This is a genomic window from Pseudomonas sp. FEN (genome assembly GCF_904067045.1).
Classification (GTDB): Bacteria; Pseudomonadota; Gammaproteobacteria; order Pseudomonadales; family Pseudomonadaceae; genus Aquipseudomonas.
Window position 1 is genome coordinate 22,110 of the sequence record NZ_CAJFDC010000036.1, and the last position, 16,768, is coordinate 38,877.

Annotated in this window: 12 protein-coding genes; 9 read left to right on the forward strand and 3 right to left on the reverse strand. The window is 63.0% G+C overall.

All coding sequences use genetic code 11. The features are described 5' to 3' along the window. Window positions 1-82 precede the first annotated feature (82 nt). Together PFEN_RS23795 and PFEN_RS23800 are read left to right on the forward strand one after the other, a co-directional pair. Window positions 83-1,087 (forward strand): asparaginase, encoded by a 1,005-nt coding sequence (locus PFEN_RS23795; protein ID WP_191489084.1) that lies wholly within the window; start codon window positions 83-85, stop codon window positions 1,085-1,087. A 339-nt stretch (window positions 1,088-1,426) separates the two neighbouring features. Beyond that, complete coding sequence (locus PFEN_RS23800; RefSeq protein WP_191489085.1) at window positions 1,427-2,419, forward strand: AraC family transcriptional regulator; 993 nt, start codon at window positions 1,427-1,429, stop codon at window positions 2,417-2,419. A 15-nt stretch (window positions 2,420-2,434) separates the two neighbouring features. On the opposite strand, the gene PFEN_RS23805 is transcribed toward PFEN_RS23800, so the two are convergent. Continuing rightward, window positions 2,435-5,002 (reverse strand): autotransporter domain-containing protein, encoded by a 2,568-nt coding sequence (locus PFEN_RS23805; RefSeq protein WP_191489086.1) that lies wholly within the window; start codon window positions 5,000-5,002, stop codon window positions 2,435-2,437. 299 nt (window positions 5,003-5,301) lie between these two features. Here PFEN_RS23805 and PFEN_RS23810 point away from each other — a divergent pair, with 299 nt between their 5' ends. After that, the gene (locus PFEN_RS23810) at window positions 5,302-6,333 is read left to right on the forward strand and encodes a histone deacetylase family protein (protein ID WP_191489087.1); all 1,032 of its coding nucleotides are present in this window, start codon (window positions 5,302-5,304) and stop codon (window positions 6,331-6,333) included. Between the two features lie 11 nt (window positions 6,334-6,344). Beyond that, a complete protein-coding gene (locus PFEN_RS23815) occupies window positions 6,345-7,445 on the forward strand; it encodes a polyamine ABC transporter substrate-binding protein (protein WP_191489088.1) in 1,101 nt (366 codons plus the stop codon). Window positions 7,446-7,493: 48 nt separating this feature from the next. Here the strand turns inward: PFEN_RS23815 and PFEN_RS23820 are convergent, their stop codons facing one another. Then, window positions 7,494-10,835 (reverse strand): dermonecrotic toxin domain-containing protein, encoded by a 3,342-nt coding sequence (locus PFEN_RS23820; protein ID WP_191489089.1) that lies wholly within the window; start codon window positions 10,833-10,835, stop codon window positions 7,494-7,496. Window positions 10,836-10,919: 84 nt separating this feature from the next. After that, on the reverse strand, window positions 10,920-12,470 hold the full coding sequence (locus tag PFEN_RS23825) for a PLP-dependent aminotransferase family protein (RefSeq protein WP_191489090.1): 1,551 nt from the start codon (window positions 12,468-12,470) through the stop codon (window positions 10,920-10,922). A gap of 90 nt (window positions 12,471-12,560) precedes the next feature. Here PFEN_RS23825 and PFEN_RS23830 point away from each other — a divergent pair, with 90 nt between their 5' ends. The 5 genes from PFEN_RS23830 (at window position 12,561) to PFEN_RS23845 (ending at window position 16,687) form a co-directional block, all read left to right on the forward strand. Then, window positions 12,561-13,184, forward strand: coding sequence for an FMN-binding negative transcriptional regulator (locus PFEN_RS23830; RefSeq protein WP_191489091.1), 624 nt, complete (start codon window positions 12,561-12,563; stop codon window positions 13,182-13,184). Between the two features lie 9 nt (window positions 13,185-13,193). Further along, a complete protein-coding gene (locus PFEN_RS23835; protein WP_191489092.1) occupies window positions 13,194-13,640 on the forward strand; it encodes a GNAT family N-acetyltransferase in 447 nt (148 codons plus the stop codon). A gap of 17 nt (window positions 13,641-13,657) precedes the next feature. Then, on the forward strand, window positions 13,658-14,329 hold the full coding sequence (locus tag PFEN_RS23840; protein WP_191489093.1) for a GNAT family N-acetyltransferase: 672 nt from the start codon (window positions 13,658-13,660) through the stop codon (window positions 14,327-14,329). A gap of 526 nt (window positions 14,330-14,855) precedes the next feature. Beyond that, on the forward strand, window positions 14,856-15,314 hold the full coding sequence (locus PFEN_RS30875; RefSeq protein ID WP_224771060.1) for a hypothetical protein: 459 nt from the start codon (window positions 14,856-14,858) through the stop codon (window positions 15,312-15,314). Then, a complete protein-coding gene (locus PFEN_RS23845; protein WP_224771061.1) occupies window positions 15,311-16,687 on the forward strand; it encodes an autotransporter domain-containing protein in 1,377 nt (458 codons plus the stop codon). The genes PFEN_RS30875 and PFEN_RS23845 overlap by 4 nt, the downstream gene beginning before the upstream one ends. The last annotated feature ends 81 nt before the right edge of the window (window positions 16,688-16,768 follow it).

Sequence of the window (16,768 nt, forward strand, 5' to 3'; positions counted from 1 at the left end):
GGCATCCAGCCATCTGACGTGACACACCTTGCGCACGCAGGCATGCTGCGGCGCAAGGTGCATTCGTCCAGGAGAACCCTCAATGACTTCCGTCTCTTATCCGGCCGCGCAGCGCGTCATGGTGCTCTATACCGGCGGCACCATCGGCATGCAGGCCAGCGCCAACGGCCTGGCCCCGGCTTCCGGTTTCGAAGCGCGGATGCGCGAACAACTCGCCGGCCAGCCCGGCCTGAAGGTGCCGGACTGGCGCTTTCGGGAAATGGCACCGCTGATCGACAGCGCCAACATGACCCCCGAGTACTGGCTGCGCCTGCGTGACGCGGTGGTCGATGCAGTGGCGGCGCAACAGTGCGACAGCGTGCTGGTCCTGCACGGCACCGATACCCTGGCGTATAGCGCGGCGGCAATGAGCTTCCAGTTGCTGGGGCTGTCGGCCCCGGTGGTGTTTACCGGCTCCATGCTGCCGGCGGGCGTGCCGGACAGCGATGCCTGGGAGAACGTCAGCGGTGCGCTGGTTGCGTTGGGCCAGGGCCTGGCTCCGGGAGTACACCTGCATTTCCACGGCGAAATGCTCTCGCCGACCCGTTGCGCGAAGATTCGCAGTTTTGGCCGTCATCCGTTCGCGGCGCTGAACCGCACGGGCGGCGTGGCAAAGGCACAAGCCTTGCCGATGCAACTGGACTACCGCCAGCCCCGGCAACTGACGATGGTCGGCGTATTGCCGCTGGTCCCGGGCATCGCCGCCGCGCAGTTGGATGGCATGATCGACAGCGGTATCCAGGCGCTGGTGCTGGAGTGCTTCGGCAGCGGTACCGGGCCGAGCGATAACCCGGGGTTTCTCGCCAGCCTCCAACGGGCGGAGAAGCGGGGTATCGTGGTGGTCGCGATCACCCAGTGCCATGAAGGCGGCGTCGAGCTGGATGTCTATGAGGCGGGCAGCCGTCTACGCGGCGTCGGCGTGCTGTCTGGTGGCGGCATGACCCGCGAGGCGCTGTTCGGCAAGCTGCATGCCTTGCTGGGCGCGGGCCTGGAGCTGGCTGAAGTGCGGCGCTTGGTCGAGCTGGACCTGTGTGGCGAGTTGAGCTGACCCCCCGCTCAACTTGCCAGTCAGTGATGTAAGGAAACTTTAAGCCAGGGGCGGTCCACTGTGGCGAGCGGGCTTGCCCGCGTTCGGCGGCGAAGCAGTCGCAAAATCGATCCTCCCGGTCTACCTGATGCACCGAGTTCGCCAGTTTCAGGGGCGCTTCGCAACCCAGCGCGGGCAAGCCCGCTCGCCACAAGACCGCGCTCGACTTCAAATGACCGCCACTGAACGGCACCCACACCAGGCAAATCGCTTTTTTCTTGAGCGACATTGCCTATTGGCCGGTCGGGTGAGCGGCACACAACTTGCTCGATTGCCGTACTTCCCAGGACGGCATCGCCCATGCTCCATTCGCACCTCACCACCCTCAACGCGGTTTCCCTGGTGCTCGACACCTTCCGCGACAAGGGCGTGTCCAGCGACGCGCTCCTGGCCGGCAGCGGCATCAGCGCCGCCGACCTGAGCCGCGCCGATACCCGCATCACCACCAACCAGGAGATGCAGGTGTGCTGCAACGCCGTGGCCCTACGCCGGAAAATCGGCCTGGAACTGGGCCGACGCATGCATGTATCGGCCTACGGCATACTCGGCTATGCCCTGCTCACCAGTGCCACCTTCGGTGACGCGTTGCGCCTGGCCCTGCGCTATCCGGCGCTATTGGGAACACTCTTCGAACTGAGCCTGGAAGCCGACGGCGAACGTATCTGGTTCACCGCCGCGGATTATCGGGAAAATCCGCAGTTGACGGTGTTCAACACCGAGCTGTGCCTGGTATCGCTGAAAGTCATCTGTGACGACCTGCTCGGGCACCCATTGCCATTGCAGGCGGCACGCTTCGAATACGAGGCGCCGGACTATCGAGCCGACTACAGCAACAGCTTCGACTGCCCGCTGCAGTTCTCGGCCGGTCGCAACGCGTTCGCCTTCGACCGACGCTGGCTGGAACACCCCTTGCCCCTGGCAGACGCGATTACCCACCAGGCCATGGCCGAACGTTGCCGCAAGCACAATCTGGAGTTCACCGGTCGCCAGGCCTGGCTGGGACGTATCCGCCAGTTGCTCGCCGCGCAACTGCACACCGCGCCCGGCCTGGAGGGGCTGGCCGAACAGATGAAATGTTCGGCCCGCACCCTGCGCCGCCATCTGCACGACCTGGGCTGCAGCTATCAGGAACTGCTCGACGAACTGCGCTTCGAGCGCGCCAAACAGTTGCTCGGGGAAGGTCAGCTACCGATTCACCGCATCGCCGATGAACTGGGCTTCAGCGAAACCGCCAGCTTCCGCCACGCCTTCGTGCGCTGGAGCGGAGTCAGCCCGAGCCAGTTCCTCCCTTGATGCACCCGCGCCCGCTCAGAAACGCAACCGCCACTCGCCCTGAACAGCGTGCAGATGCCGGTTGTCGGCGATTTCGCCGGTGTAGCCGACCCCCATGCTGTGGTCGCCGGAGAGCCGCAAATCCAACCCCGCATCCAACACCAGGCTGTCGCGATCCAGCCTGGCGCTTCGGATCTCAAACCCGCCGCCGCCCAACGTCGACGACTGCCCAAGGCTGTGGGTGTCGCGACCATAGCGGTGTTTCCAGCCGACACTGGCTCGCGGTGTCAGGCTCATACCGTTATCCAACCGGTGCTGCCGAGCAAGCCGGGCGCCAACGGTGCTGCTCGCATCGTCCTGGGAATGTGCCCTGACGCGCAATGCCGAATCCCCCCCATTTTCCGTGTAGCGCTGGCGGTGATAGCGTTGATAACCCAGACCGACAAAGGGCTCCACGCTCAGGTCGGCAGTCCCCAGGGTGTAGCCGAACTCGCTGAAAACCTGCTGGCTGCTGGCATCGTGATTACCCCTGAGACGCTCGCTGAATCCATCGAAAGCGACCGTGCGCTGGGTGTTGCCGTCATGGTGGCTATGGACCGCACCGAGACGTATCGCCAGCGGCCCGCGCTGACGCAGGGCATAGGCGCCCAGATGCCAACTGTCGACAGTGCCCTTGAAATCTCTCCCGTCCAAGCGTGTCCGCGATTGACCGCCAACGATCCCCAGGCGCCAATCGGCATCCAGTGCCCAGTCGGCACCGATCAGCACCCCCCGGGTCTGCTGCTGCATGGCCTGGGCGTTCTGCGGGCTGCGATCGAATTGGCTCGAGTTGCCCAGGCCCTGGACCCAGAGCCGGCCCTTCGCGACGCCGGCCTCTGAATCGATAACCGCCGTGGCCGGCACATCACTGCGCTGCAAACGTTGGCTACCACCCAAATGGCGCATCGCCGAAAGCATGTTCCCGCCGACCTGGCTGACACCACTCAGGGTCGCGTTACCCAGGTTGGCGTTGTGACTGCCCGCAAGCTGGTTCAGAGCCTTTCTCGCTGTCGCTGCGTTGCTGGCGAGCAGCGCGGAGACCAGTTTCGGCGGCGGCTCGGCCACACCGAGCGGATTGGCGGGCGGGTCATCCATCGCGACAGCACTCTGCTCATCCGGCGCCGCTACGAGCGCCCCCCCGACAGGCCCCAGACTTCTGCGCACACGTGTGCTTCTACCGGCGTTCGCCGACGCCTCGTGAGTGTCGGACATCGGCTCGATCTGAGCCGGGGCGAAATACGCGGTCTGGCCAAGGCTCGCCGCAACACTCCTGGCATTCCCGGACTCGGCGAACCGCTCCAGGGGGACATAATTGCGGCTGTAGATCAGCCCGACATCCGTGGGGCTGTAGGACAGCCGATAGGTCATGAAGGCCAGGTCGCTGCTGACCTTGTGAAAGGCGCCTTCGATATTCTCGGCACGCAGAACCGTATGGGCACTGGTCACGGGCACACTGCCGTCGATTGCCTGCACGACCAGCGTCGCCCCTTGCAGGTAGGCCGTGCCGCCGACTTCGAGGGTCGAACTGCCGCCATCGCGATCAATGCCATAGGCCAGCGTCGCGGACCCGGCCAGGGTCAAATCCCGCTCGACGATCGGCGCTCCCGAGCGGGGATTGGCCACTAGTGTGCCTTTGACCAGCAAGGTGTCGGTACTGCCGCTGCCGGAATAAACACCGGCGCTGTCGACTGAGGTAAAACCGCGGATCCCGCCATGATTTATCAGCGTTGCGCCGTTGTCGACACGCACCAGGGAGCTGAAATCCGCGGGACCGGCCAATGTCCAGGTGCCCTGGTTGACCGTCAGAAACTCAAAGTTGCGCGTGTGCGCCAACGTCCCATTGTCGCCCTTGAGGAAAAGCTCGTCCAAGCCACTGCCACCCTCGATAATCCCCACCACCCGGGAGCCACTGTACAGGGTCAATTTATCGTGGCCGCCGCCCAGGTCTATCGCCGTTCCGCTACCGTATGTGCTTTCGATCAAACCATGGTTGGTCACGCTGTCATCATGGCGACCGCCGAGCTTGATCCCTTGATGCCCACGGATAACCCCGTGGTTCGCCACATTGACCGGCCCGTGGCCCTTTCCCAGGATGCCAAAGCTGGGGCCCCGGATCAGCGCATCTTCGGCGTTGACCACCGAACCGCTGCCCATCGAAAGCCCCGAAGAAACGCCAAAAAAACGATTCGGCAGATCGGCCTCGATCGTGCCGTGGTTTTCTATGTGCGCCTGCCGGCCGATCCTGACCCCGTTGTACTCAGTGAGCGACACACCACTGACATGATGGCCGGAAATGCTCCCCCAATTCCTCACCACACCGTTACCGTGGGCATAGACCCCTGAGCCACTGAGACCTTTCACCGCGCCGTCGTTTTTCAGCGAGAGCTGGCGAAAGGTAAAAATGCCATTGTCCTCCGAGGCCATGATTGACGAAGCATTGCCCAAGTGCTCCACGTACAGGGTGTCACCCCGGGTCTCCCGACTGAAGGCATGCACCGGTGAAGAGCAAGCGGCGCCAAGGGCCAGCGCAACGGCCCAGCCGAGGCGATGTTGTGTCAGTGGCATTTCATTCCCTACCTGGATTGAGTGGAGGCGGGAATGTATCCATCCGTATCAAAGACCACTGTCAGGCAAAGCAGACTGCGGCGGCAGGTCGTCTCCGCAATCCAGCCCGAAAAAACCCGTAACAACTAACCGCCCGTGTGCGCCTTTTCAGGCCACCAAGCCGCTCCGCGCCCTGTTCAGGGGCGAAATCAGGACATATCTTTTGGCCATATCGATCCCCTTTTGGCCGCTCCCGCCGTTCTCCCAACAGCGCCAGGCATCAAGAATGACGCCACGTCCACGCTATCGGAGAACAATAAATGCTGACGGTCTACTCAGACGATCACCACCTGCACCACGGCCGCTGCGAGCTGATCGACGGGCAGTTGATGCCTTGCTTCGAAATGCCCGCGCGCGCCGATCATGTGCTGGCCCGTATACAGCAGCAGGCCCTGGGCCCGGTGCGCGAACCCGAGGACTTCGGCCTGGAGCCGATCCGCCGCGTTCACGACGCGGCCTACCTGGACTTCTTCATGGGCGCCTGGGAACGCTGGGCCGAACAAGGCCATGCCGGCGACCTGCTGCCGTTCACCTGGCCGGCCCGCACCCTGCGCCGGATCATCCCCAAGGACCTGCACGGCGAACTCGGCTACTACAGCTTCGACGGCGGCGCACCGATCACTGCCGGGACCTGGCGGGCGGCGTACAGCGCGGCCCAGGTTGCCCTCAGCGCCCAGGCCGAAATCCAGCGCGGTGCCCGCAGCGCCTTCGCCCTCTGCCGGCCGCCGGGACACCACGCCGCCAGCGACCTGATGGGCGGTTACTGCTACCTGAACAACGCCGCCATCGCCGCCCAGGCATTCCTCGATCAAGGCCATGAGAAGGTCGCGATCCTCGACGTCGACTACCACCACGGCAACGGCACCCAATCGATTTTCTACGCGCGCAGCGATGTGCTCTTTACCTCGCTCCACGGCCACCCGGAAGCCGAGTTTCCGTTCTTCCTCGGCTATGCCGACGAGCTCGGCGAAGGTGCTGGCAAAGGCTTCAACTTCAACTATCCACTGGCCGCCGGCAGTGCCTGGGAGCAGTGGAGCGCGGCGCTGGAACAGGCCTGCGGTGAGATCGAACGTTACGCGCCCAATGTCCTGGTGATTTCCCTGGGCGTGGATACCTTCAAGGACGATCCGATTTCCCAGTTCAAGCTCGACAGCCCGGATTACCTGCGCCTGGGCGAACGCATCGCCCGCCTGGGCAAGCCGACGCTGTTCGTGATGGAAGGTGGCTATGCGGTGGAAGAAATCGGCATCAATGCCGTGAACGTACTCGAAGGTTTCCAACACGCTCAATGAGGATCAGAACAATGAACAAGCTCAAGCGTCTTATTGCCCCGGCCCTGTGCGCCGCCGTGCTCAGCGTGACCGCCCACGCCGAGGAACGCACTCTACGGGTCTACAACTGGTTCGACTACATCACCCCCAAGGCCCTGGACGACTTCAAGGCGCAGAACAGCCAGGTCAAGCTGGTCTACGACATCTTCGACACCAACGAGGCCCTGGAGGCCAAGCTGCTCACCGGTAACTCCGGCTATGACGTGGTGGTGCCGTCCAACGTGTTCCTCGCCAAGCAGATCGAAGCCGGGGTGTTCCAGCCACTGGACCGCAGCAAGCTGCCGAACTGGAACCACCTCGATCCCAAGCTGATGAAGCTGATCGAGGCCAACGATCCGCGCAACCAGTTTGCCGTGCCCTACATGTACGGCACCATCCTGATCGGCTTCAACCCGGACAAGGTCAAGGCCGCATTGGGTGACAAGGCACCGGTGGACAGCTGGGACCTGATCTTCAAGGAGGAGAACATCAGCAAGCTCAAGCAGTGCGGCGTCGCCCTGCTCGATTCGCCGTCGGAGATCCTGCCGCTGGCCTTGCAGCACCTGGGCCTGAACCCCAACAGCAACAGCCCGAAGGATTATGAAAAAGCCGAAGCGCTGTTGCTGAAAATCCGTCCGTATATCACCTATTTCCACTCGTCCAAGTACATGGCGGACATCGCCAACGGCGATATCTGCGTGGCCGTCGGTTATTCCGGCAGCTTCTCCCAGGCCGCCAACCGCGCCAAGGAAGCCAAGAACGGCGTGGTGGTAGACATGCGCCTGCCCAAGGAAGGCGCGCCGATCTGGTTTGACATGCTGGCGATTCCCAAAGGGGCGAAGGATCCGGAAGATGCCTACACCTTTATCAACTACCTGCTGCAACCCCAGGTGATCGCGCCGATCAGCGACTTCGTCGGCTATCCGAACCCGAACAAGGACGCCACCGAAATGGTCGACCCGGCGATCCGCGGCAATCCCAACCTGTACCCGACCGAAGCGGCGATGAAGACGCTCTACACCTTGCAGCCGCTGGAGCAGAAGGCCGAACGGGCACGCACGCGGGCCTGGACCAAGATCAAGTCCGGGACCTGAGTATTGCCTTGTCCCCCTGTAGGAGCGTCGACCGGCTGCTCCTACACTTCAGCCACGTGGAGACAGGAACAGCGCCGCCGTCTCGGCGTCGATCGGCCCACGCCAGATGGGCTGGACTTTCGCTCCGGCAGTCGCCTGGGCGATCTGAAAACCGAGCCCCAGATAACGTTGCTCGCGGGTCTTGAGATGGGCTTTGGCATAGCTGGCCGTCGGCGTGCTCGCCGTCGGATAATGGAAGTGCGCGAACCAAAACGACCCGTTCTGCCTGTCGCTGATACCGTACTCCTCAAGAAAATCGCTGCCCTTGCCCTGGGAAATATCCCGGCGCTCGCCCAACTTGCGGATTGTGATCTGTTCTTGCTCCTTCAGAAACCTGACGGCGGCGGCGCTCGGCAACCTTTCCTTGGTCAACCTGATCCGCAGGCTCAGGCCCTTATCGGCCAAGGTGTTTGCCGCCCGCTCCAGATCGGAGATCAGCGACCGGGGTGATTGTGAAAGCCCTTGGGTCAAGTCGCGCAGCGCCTTGATCGCCTCTTCAAAGGGCTGCGCCTTGAGCTCGAGTATGTTCTGGATGTCGAGAGGCGAATCAACGACGCTCGCTGTCCGTTCGGCATCCGCCAGCAGCGCCGGCACATTCGCCAGCAGATCGCGGGCCCTCTTCTCCAGCGACTTCAGCTTCTTCGCGGCACGCACACTCAACTCCCCCACGCCGCCCAGCAGGCGCAGGCCACGATCCAACCGCCAGCTTCCCGCGCCGTCACTTTTCAACCAGGGGCCTTGTAGCGCCGGGTGCCTGTTGTCGATGATCACCACCCCATCGAGTTTGCGCGCCACGCGAAACCAGGCGTCGTCGACCTGGGCATAGAACAGGCTGTCGCGCTGATACAAGCCTTGCCACTCTCCCGAGGTCAGCAAGCTGCCGGGCGCCTCGGACAGCGGCAGTTTGAACGCCTCGAGCCGGACCAGTTCGGAGGCGCTGAAGTGCCGTCCCGGACGGGTCCAGGCAAAGACCAATTGCCTTGCGACGCTGACCGCCGGCGCCTTGATCACGGCATTGTCGATGATGGGCCTGGGACGCGCGGCACTGGCGGCAGCCTCTACTTTGCCGATAAGTGGCTGGTGGTGGTACACCAGCACAACCGCGAGGTTCAGCAAGACATCGGCGAAGGTCTTGAGGCTGGAGAGCAATTGCACGATCAAGCCCATACTCGCCAGCGGACTGGGCAAAAAGGGCAGCAGCAAGCCGAACAGGGCCCAGCCCAGATCAACAAAACGGTTCCAGCGGTCTTCGGCATTGGACACGGAGTCCGCCTCGGCACGCGCGATCAACGCCTCGACGCTGGCGGCGAACAGCGCCGCGCCAAACGAACCGGACAACGGCGTGATGTCGAGCGAAACCGGTCCAGGGACGCGGGGGACTTCCCAATCGGAAACAATCACCCTGCCCACGTGGGGTTCATCGAATCCGCCATGGTCATAGATCGAGCGCACCGTGGGATCCAGGCCGTCGAGAACCGACTGCTGCAAAAGCCCTTCGACCTTGATGGCCGCCAGCAAGCCGTCAAATGACGAAAATTCGAGCAAGGGCGCGATGCTACCGGGACAGCACAACACCTGCGGTCCCTGGTCCGTCGCCCGTGGGCCGATCACAAACATATTACGTACCCGGTCCGCCACGGCATTCGGTTGCGCCAGGAACGCCAGCGGCCTGACCACGACGCGCGGCTCCTGGACCGTCTGATCGCCAACGTCGTGCATCACGGCGGCTTCGACATAACGACACGCGGGCTCGCTCAATTGCTGGTTAAGCCGCAACTCCAGCGCCAGCATCGGCAACAGCACACGCAGGTAGTCGGTAAAAAGCGTCTCCTGCCGGGCGCGCTCGACCCGGTCATGTTGCAATTTCTGCCTGAGCAACTCGGGGTAGGTCCTGCCGATATCGGCGTCATTCACCGCCGTGCGTAGCGCTTCATAGGTCATCCAGGCGGGTACTGTTTTACCCTTGTAGTGAACCTGCACGGACGCCGTACGAGGAAAGGCCTCAAGGTTCTTCAGCGCCAGCGTGGCATAGTCCCGGGTCTGTGACCCATCACGAAAGCCTGCCGGGTTGAAGCCTTTATTGGCCAGTTCGACTGAACTGTTCGTGCCCTGCGTCAAGGTCAGGCTGATGTCGCTGACCAACACGGGCCCGGCCTGTGAATGCGCTTTCTCCAGACTCGCCCGCAACGCCTGACGCGCAAAAGCGAGGATATCGGGAATGCCATCGAGAAACGCCTTGCCGGCATGCCGTCGATGCACCGCCGCCAGCGCCGCCACATACCCCCCATAGCGGGTGCGAACCGACGGCGAGGCATTGCGCAACCAACCTGGGAGCAAGTTGCGCAGTTGACCCAACTTCGTCTCGTGACCGGAACGGAAGGCGCCGACCAGCGCCTGCAACCCGGTGAGCTCATGCAGTCGCTGCTCAAGGGCCGCCAGATCGGGATAGTCGCCCGGCTTGATCGCCTCAATCGCTTCCAATTGACGTACCAGCAGGGTCACGGTCAGGGCGTCGAAGACATGCTGATCCGGCGAGTAATTCCTGAAATCCGAGCCCTGTCCGCTCAAGGTCAGCCCCAGGGAGGCTTCAAGCGCTTCGCTGGAATCGAACGCTTCGATACCGCCGAACAGGCTGTAGAGCAAGACGATCTGACGCTTGCCAACCTTGCGGCTGATCACCAGCGCCTGGACATGCAAAGGGTCGGGATCCTCGCGCCGGGTATCGATGATGGGAATATAGGCCTGTGCGCACTCATTCCCGAACTTGGCCCGGCGCGCCTGTAAATCGGGATAGTCGAGCACCGCCAGCACGGTATCCAGTTCATCGCCCGACAACGCCGTGCAGGCCTGGCGCAATTGCGCCGCGAACAATTCGGAAAGCCGCTGCCAGGGCGCGACATCCTGCTCCAACGGCAAACTCCAGAAGTCCACCAGCTCCTGTTTATACGCTTCGAGTAACAGCGGGGCCCACTCGCTCAGGAGCGTCTCGAACGCCGCCATGCCCAGGGGCAATTTCTGCGGATATTCGGCGCCCGGATAGAGCGTCAGGTAGCTACCCGCCGGATGAACCCGTGCCTTTTCGCCCAGAAAGCGCTCGATCAACAAGGGCGCCAGGGACAGGATCGCGTATTCGACGGTGGAGCTTTCATCCGTGCTCGGAAGCGGCTGGATCAGCGCGGCATGGGCAAGCCGCTCGCCCAGTAACGGGTATTCGGCTTCCAGCATGTCCCGGACAAGGCCCGGCGCGACGTTTTCCAGGGTTGGTCGGCGGGCAAAACAGTCACTGAGGGTGTAGACCAGCGCAGCCTGTTGGTTTTCGCTCAAGGTCGTGCCAGCGAGGGGGAAGGTCATGTTTATTCATCCTGTTTTTGGGGTCCAGGAATAAATAAGCCGCCACCCTCCCTTGCCTGCGGTAGCCGGTTAATACCTCGGCGATTACCGCTTCCAGACCGTGCGCAAGCGCGCCAGCGCCGCTTCGATAGCCGCCTCCGGTACCGCCGCAAACCCCAGGACCAAGCCGGCGCGCTGGTCTTCGGTCGGCGTGGGCTGGGTTATCCAGTAGCTGCTCAAGGGACTGATTTCGACCCCGACGCTCGCGGCCCGCGCGATCAACTCCTGCTCGCGGGCCAGGCTCGCCACGGGCACCGTCAGATGCAGGCCCGCCGCAACCACCGGCAGGTCGCCACAGCCCGGAATATCCACGGGCCAATGGGCCAACAAGGCGTTGCGCCGACTCAGGGCGGCCCGGCGCATGCGCCGGATATGTCGCTGGAAGTGCCCGGCGGCCATGAACTCGGCCATCACCACCTGGGTACTGACCTCCGAGTGGCGCATATCCAGGGCGCGGCGTTGGGAGAAGGCCCCGACCAGTGTCGGCGGCAGCACCAGGTAACCGAGACGTAGCGCCGGAAACGCGATCTTGCCAAAAGTGCCGACATACAGCACCCGCCCCTGTCGATCCAGCGCCGCCAGGGGAGCCAACGGCGCGCCGCTGTAACGGTATTCGCCGTCATAGTCGTCCTCGACGATCCAGCCACCGCTGCGCTCGGCCCAGGCCAGCAACTCCAGACGCCGCGCCAGACTCATGATCACGCCGGTAGGGTATTGATGGGACGGGGTCACATAGACCAGCCGACAGTCCTGCAATTGCGCGAGTTCGGCGCAATCCAGCCCCTCATTGTCCACCGTCACGCCATGCAGATTGGCCCCCGCCACCGCGAAGGCCAACCGCGCCGCGCGGTACCCGGGATTCTCCACCGCCACGCCATCGCCCGGGTCCACCAGCAACTGTGCACAAAGGCTGATGCCTTGCTGTGCGCCACTGGTGATCACAATTTGCTCAGGCGTACAGGACAGGCCCCGGGAGCTGCGCAAGTAAGCCGCGATCAGGCCACGCAGGCGCTCGTCCCCCGCCGGATCGCCGTAACACAGTTGCTGCAAGTCCGGTTTGCGCCAGAAAGCCGCCTGCAGCTTGGCCCATACGTCAAAAGGAAACAGGTCGAACGCTGGCACCCCCACCCGAAAAGCCCGCGGCGGACCGCTCGGTGGCTTGTACATCGGGTTGCTCTCGATGCGCTCCATGGCCAGATTGTGGATAACTTTACTGGATGTAATCCCAGCGGTTTCGCCCGAATTTGTGGATAAACCTGTGGGTAAGCCTGTTGAAAACCCTGTGGATACTTTTGTGGACAACTTTTTTATCGGCAGGGCTTTTTCCGGCAGTTGCGCAACGTAGGTGCCATCGCCGATCCGCCCCTCGATAAACCCCTCGGCGTACAGCTGGTCATAGGCCCGTACCACGCTGTTACGGGAAATCGCCAGGGCGGCCGCCAGGTCACGACTGGCGGGCAGGCGGCTGCCACTGGCCAGGCGCCCGTCCAGGACCCGCAGGCGCAGGGCCTGATAGAGCTGGCGACTGAGCCCCTTGGCCGGGTCCAGATAAATCCCGGTAGGGTCGAATGGCAGGGGCAGCGACGGACTGGGCATGCTATTGGACCTATGAAAATCACGGGTAATGGCTCTTACAACCAACCAATAGCCTGCCTAGGATGTCGCCATTCGCCAAGGAAAATCTCCATGTACATACCCAGCGCCTTTTCCGAACAAGACCTGCTCACCCTGCAGCGGCATATCCAGGAGACTCGCCTGGCGACGCTGGTCACCCATGGCAAGCTTGGCCTGCAGGCCATCCACGTGCCGCTGCTGCTGCGCCCCGAGCAAGGCCCCAATGGCACGCTCTACGGTCATCTGGCCCGGGCCAATCCGCAGTGGCGGGAACTGGCCGAGAGCGGCGAAGCCCTGGTGATCTTCCCGGGGGCCGACGCCTATGTCAGCCCGTCCTTCTATCCGAGCAAGGCCGAGCACGGCAAGGTCGTGCCAACCTGGAACTACGTGGCCGTACATGCCTACGGCCAAGCCGAGGTGTTCGACGACGCCGAGCGCCTGCTCAACCTGGTCAGCGCCCTGACCGACCGCCATGAGGCCGGCCGGGACAAGCCGTGGAAAGTCGCCGACGCTCCCACGCCATATATCGACAGCATGCTCAAGGCCATCGTCGGCTTTGCCCTGCCGATCCAGCGCCTGGAAGGCAAACGCAAGCTCAGCCAGAACCGCGGCGCCGCCGACAGCGCCGGTGTACAACAAGGGCTGGCGGCCAGCGCCGACAGCCAGGATCAAGCCCTCGCCCAATTGATGCGCTAAGGAGTCACCATGAGTTCCATCGAAATCCGCCCGGTCAGCGCCGCCGACCAGGCCGTCTGGCGCCCGCTGTGGCAGGCCTACCTGAAGTTCTACGACACCGAGCTGCCGGACGCGATCTATCAGTCGACCTGGCAACGCCTGCTCGACCCGACCGAAACCACCAACGCCGCCCTCGCCTGGCGGGATGGCAAGGCCGTGGGCCTGGTGCACTTCATCTACCACCGCTCGAACTGGAGCATTCAGAATTCCTGCTACCTGCAGGATCTGTTCGTGGCGGCCGAGCTGCGCGGGGCTGGCGTTGGACGGCGGCTGATCGAGCATGTGTATGCCACGGCGGCCGACGCCGGTTGCAGTAAAGTGCACTGGCTGACCCACGAGACCAACGCCACCGCCATCCAGCTGTACGAGCGGATTGCCGAGCGCCCCGGTTTCATTCAATTTCGCCAAGCGTTGTAAGCGTTGAGGAAAGCGTCATGTCGACATCCGTAGCAAACTGGAAAGGCGCGCCGGCACCTTCGGCCCAGCGTCTGGAGGGACGTTTCATCGTCCTGGAAAAACTCGACCCGGCCCGCCATGGCGACAATCTCTGGCAAGCCCTGACGGGCCCCGGTGCCGACCCCAAGCTCTGGGACTACCTGCCTTACGGCCCCTTCCTGGAACGCAGCGCCTTCAATGACTGGCTGAGCAACCACGCGGCCAATAGCGATCCGTATTTTTTCAGCGTGGTCGACAAGGCCAGCGGTGAAGTCCAGGGCATCCTCAGTCTGATGTCGATCGTCCCGGCGCATGGTCGCATCGAGATCGGCCACGTCACGTTCGGGGCGCCGATGCAGCGCTCGCCAAAAAGTACCGAGGCGGTCTACCTGCTGGCCAAGGAAGTCTTCGCCCAGGGTTACCGCCGCCTGGAATGGAAGTGCAACAACGACAACGCCCGCTCGCGTACGGCGGCCGAGCGCTTGGGCTTCAGCTTCGAAGGCGTGTTCCGCCAGCACATGGTGGTCAAGGGTAAAAATCGCGACACGGCGTGGTACAGCATTCTCGATTCGGAATGGCCGGCGGTGAATGTTGGATTCGAGCGCTGGTTGTCGGAAGAGAACCTGACCGCGGTCGGGCAAATCAAGACTCTGGTCGAGTGCCGGGGTTAAGCGGACAACCGGAAAGTGCAGTGCCCCTCGGTCTGAAAATACGGTGGCTGACACCTCAGCCACCGTAAGAGCACCCAGTTACAAACACGCCTTTAATCGTCGCCGAACCGGTGACATATCTCGCAAAAGACGGGTAAAAAGCCCGACATTTATCGATTAAATGGATAGATACATTTCCGCCTCGATTTATTCTGAGGATGAAATGGAATGTCCCCCAAAAAGAACCGCCTTGCTGTAGCACTGACGCTGGCGCTGAACGGCCTGATCGCTCAACAAGTGCTGGCTCAGGGCCTGCCTGAAAACCCGGACCTGAGCAAAATGCGGCCGCTAGATCCAAAGTCATTTGTGCCGGATCCTATGTGGGACATTGGAGATGCATGGACGTGGGGTCGTCTCGTAGGCGATGACCCGAACAAGGTCATTCCGGTGTATAGGCACCCCAACGGCACGCTTTGGGCTTCGACGGAAAAGACGCCCCCCCCTCAACGACCAGCCAAGCCGAATCGTCCCCCTGTAATCGGACAGAATGGCGCGGCAGGGCCTCAAGGACCGCAGGGCGAGCGCGGAAACGACGGGGCGACTGGCCCTCAAGGACCGCAAGGCGAGCGTGGGCAGGATGGCGGGGCGGGGCCTCAAGGACCGCAAGGCGAACGCGGAAGCGACGGGGCGACCGGCCCTCAAGGTCCGCAAGGCGAACGTGGACAGAATGGCGTGGCAGGGCCTCAAGGACCGCAAGGCGAACGCGGAAGCGACGGGGCGACCGGTCCTCAAGGTCCGCAAGGCGAACGTGGACAGGATGGCGTGGCAGGGCCTCAAGGACCGCAAGGCGAGCGCGGAAACGACGGGGCGACGGGCCCTCAAGGTCCGCAAGGCGAACGTGGACAGGATGGCGTGGCAGGGCCTCAAGGACCGCAAGGCGAACGCGGAAACGACGGGGCGACCGGTCCTCAGGGACCGCAAGGTGAACGCGGACAAAATGGGGTGACTGGCCCCCAAGGACCGCAAGGCGAACGCGGCCAAGATGGTGCGACGGGGCCTCAAGGTCCGCAAGGCGAACGCGGGCAGGATGGCGCGGCTGGGGCCCAGGGCCCACAAGGCGAACGAGGTCAGGACGGCGCTGGATTAAGCCCCGAGCATCTGGAGGAAATCGCCAAACACGGGCAACGCCTCGACGAACTCGAAAAACAGCAGAAGAACCAACAAGCTCAGCTCGACAATTTGCCGCCACGAAATATCCAGGCGGATGAGCCAAAGGCCGGCCAAGGCGGCAATGTCAGCCGGCCAATCCCCCGCCCGGTCGAGTCGCCACTGCTCAAAGCCTGGAACAGGCTGACCCCGGTGGCGAAGCGGGAGGCCCGGGGGCAGCTTTCCGGCGCGGCCAATGCCAACCTGGGCCGGGCCACGCTCAGCGGTACTGGCCAAGTGGGCAACAGCGCCCTCGCGGCCATGCGCCAGCTCGGCAACGGCATGCTCGCAACGCAAGGCAACACCCCCGCTCAGGTCTCGCTGGCAGGACGCTCGGAGATCAATCCCGGTGACAGTCGCCTGTGGGTCCAGGCCCTGAACAACGCCAGCAGCTTCGATCAACCGCAAGGCCAGAAAGCCTTCGGACAGAACACCCGAGGCGTGGTGATGGGCGTCGACTGGGCGCTCGACGATGAATGGCGCATGGGCCTGCTGGGCGGAAAATCGCTGTCGAAACACAAAGGCGAGCGCTTCGAAGGCGACCTGGACAGCTGGCATGTCGGCACCTACGCCGTGCACCAGAGCGGACCGCTGGCCTTGCGCCTCGGCGCGGTCCACAGCCAGCACTACGGCAAGACCCAGCGCAATGTGGAGTTCGGCGGCTACAAGGACCGTCTCACCGGCGACTACGGCGCCAACAGCCAGCAGGTCTTCGGTGAACTCGGCTACAACCTGGGCAGCGGCAGCCTGAGCGCCGAGCCTTTCGCCAACCTCGGCTACCAGCGCTACTCACGCAAGGGCTATACGGAAAAAGGCGGTGAAGCCGCACTGAAAGCCGATGCCCAGACCCACGACAACTTCAGCACCACCCTGGGCCTGCGCACCGCCAGTATCAAGCACATGGACAACAAGATGAGCCTGGCCCCACGCCTGAGCGCCGGCTGGAAACATATGTACGGCGCCATCGACAGCACCAGCACCCAGACCAATCGGGTGACCGGTAGCACCTACAATACCAAAGGCATCGCCCAGGACCGCGACAGTCTGGTGGTCGAAGCCGGGCTCGACCTCAACCTCTCGGCCAGGCACTCCATCGGCGTGGCCTACAACGGCGAGGTGGGTAACAACAGCCGCACCCACGGGATCATGGGACAATGGAAGATGAGTTTTTAATCCCTTGGATCCGATGACTTATCTCGCCTGACGGAGGTAAAAAGGCCGACATTTATCGGCTAAATACATAGATACATTTCC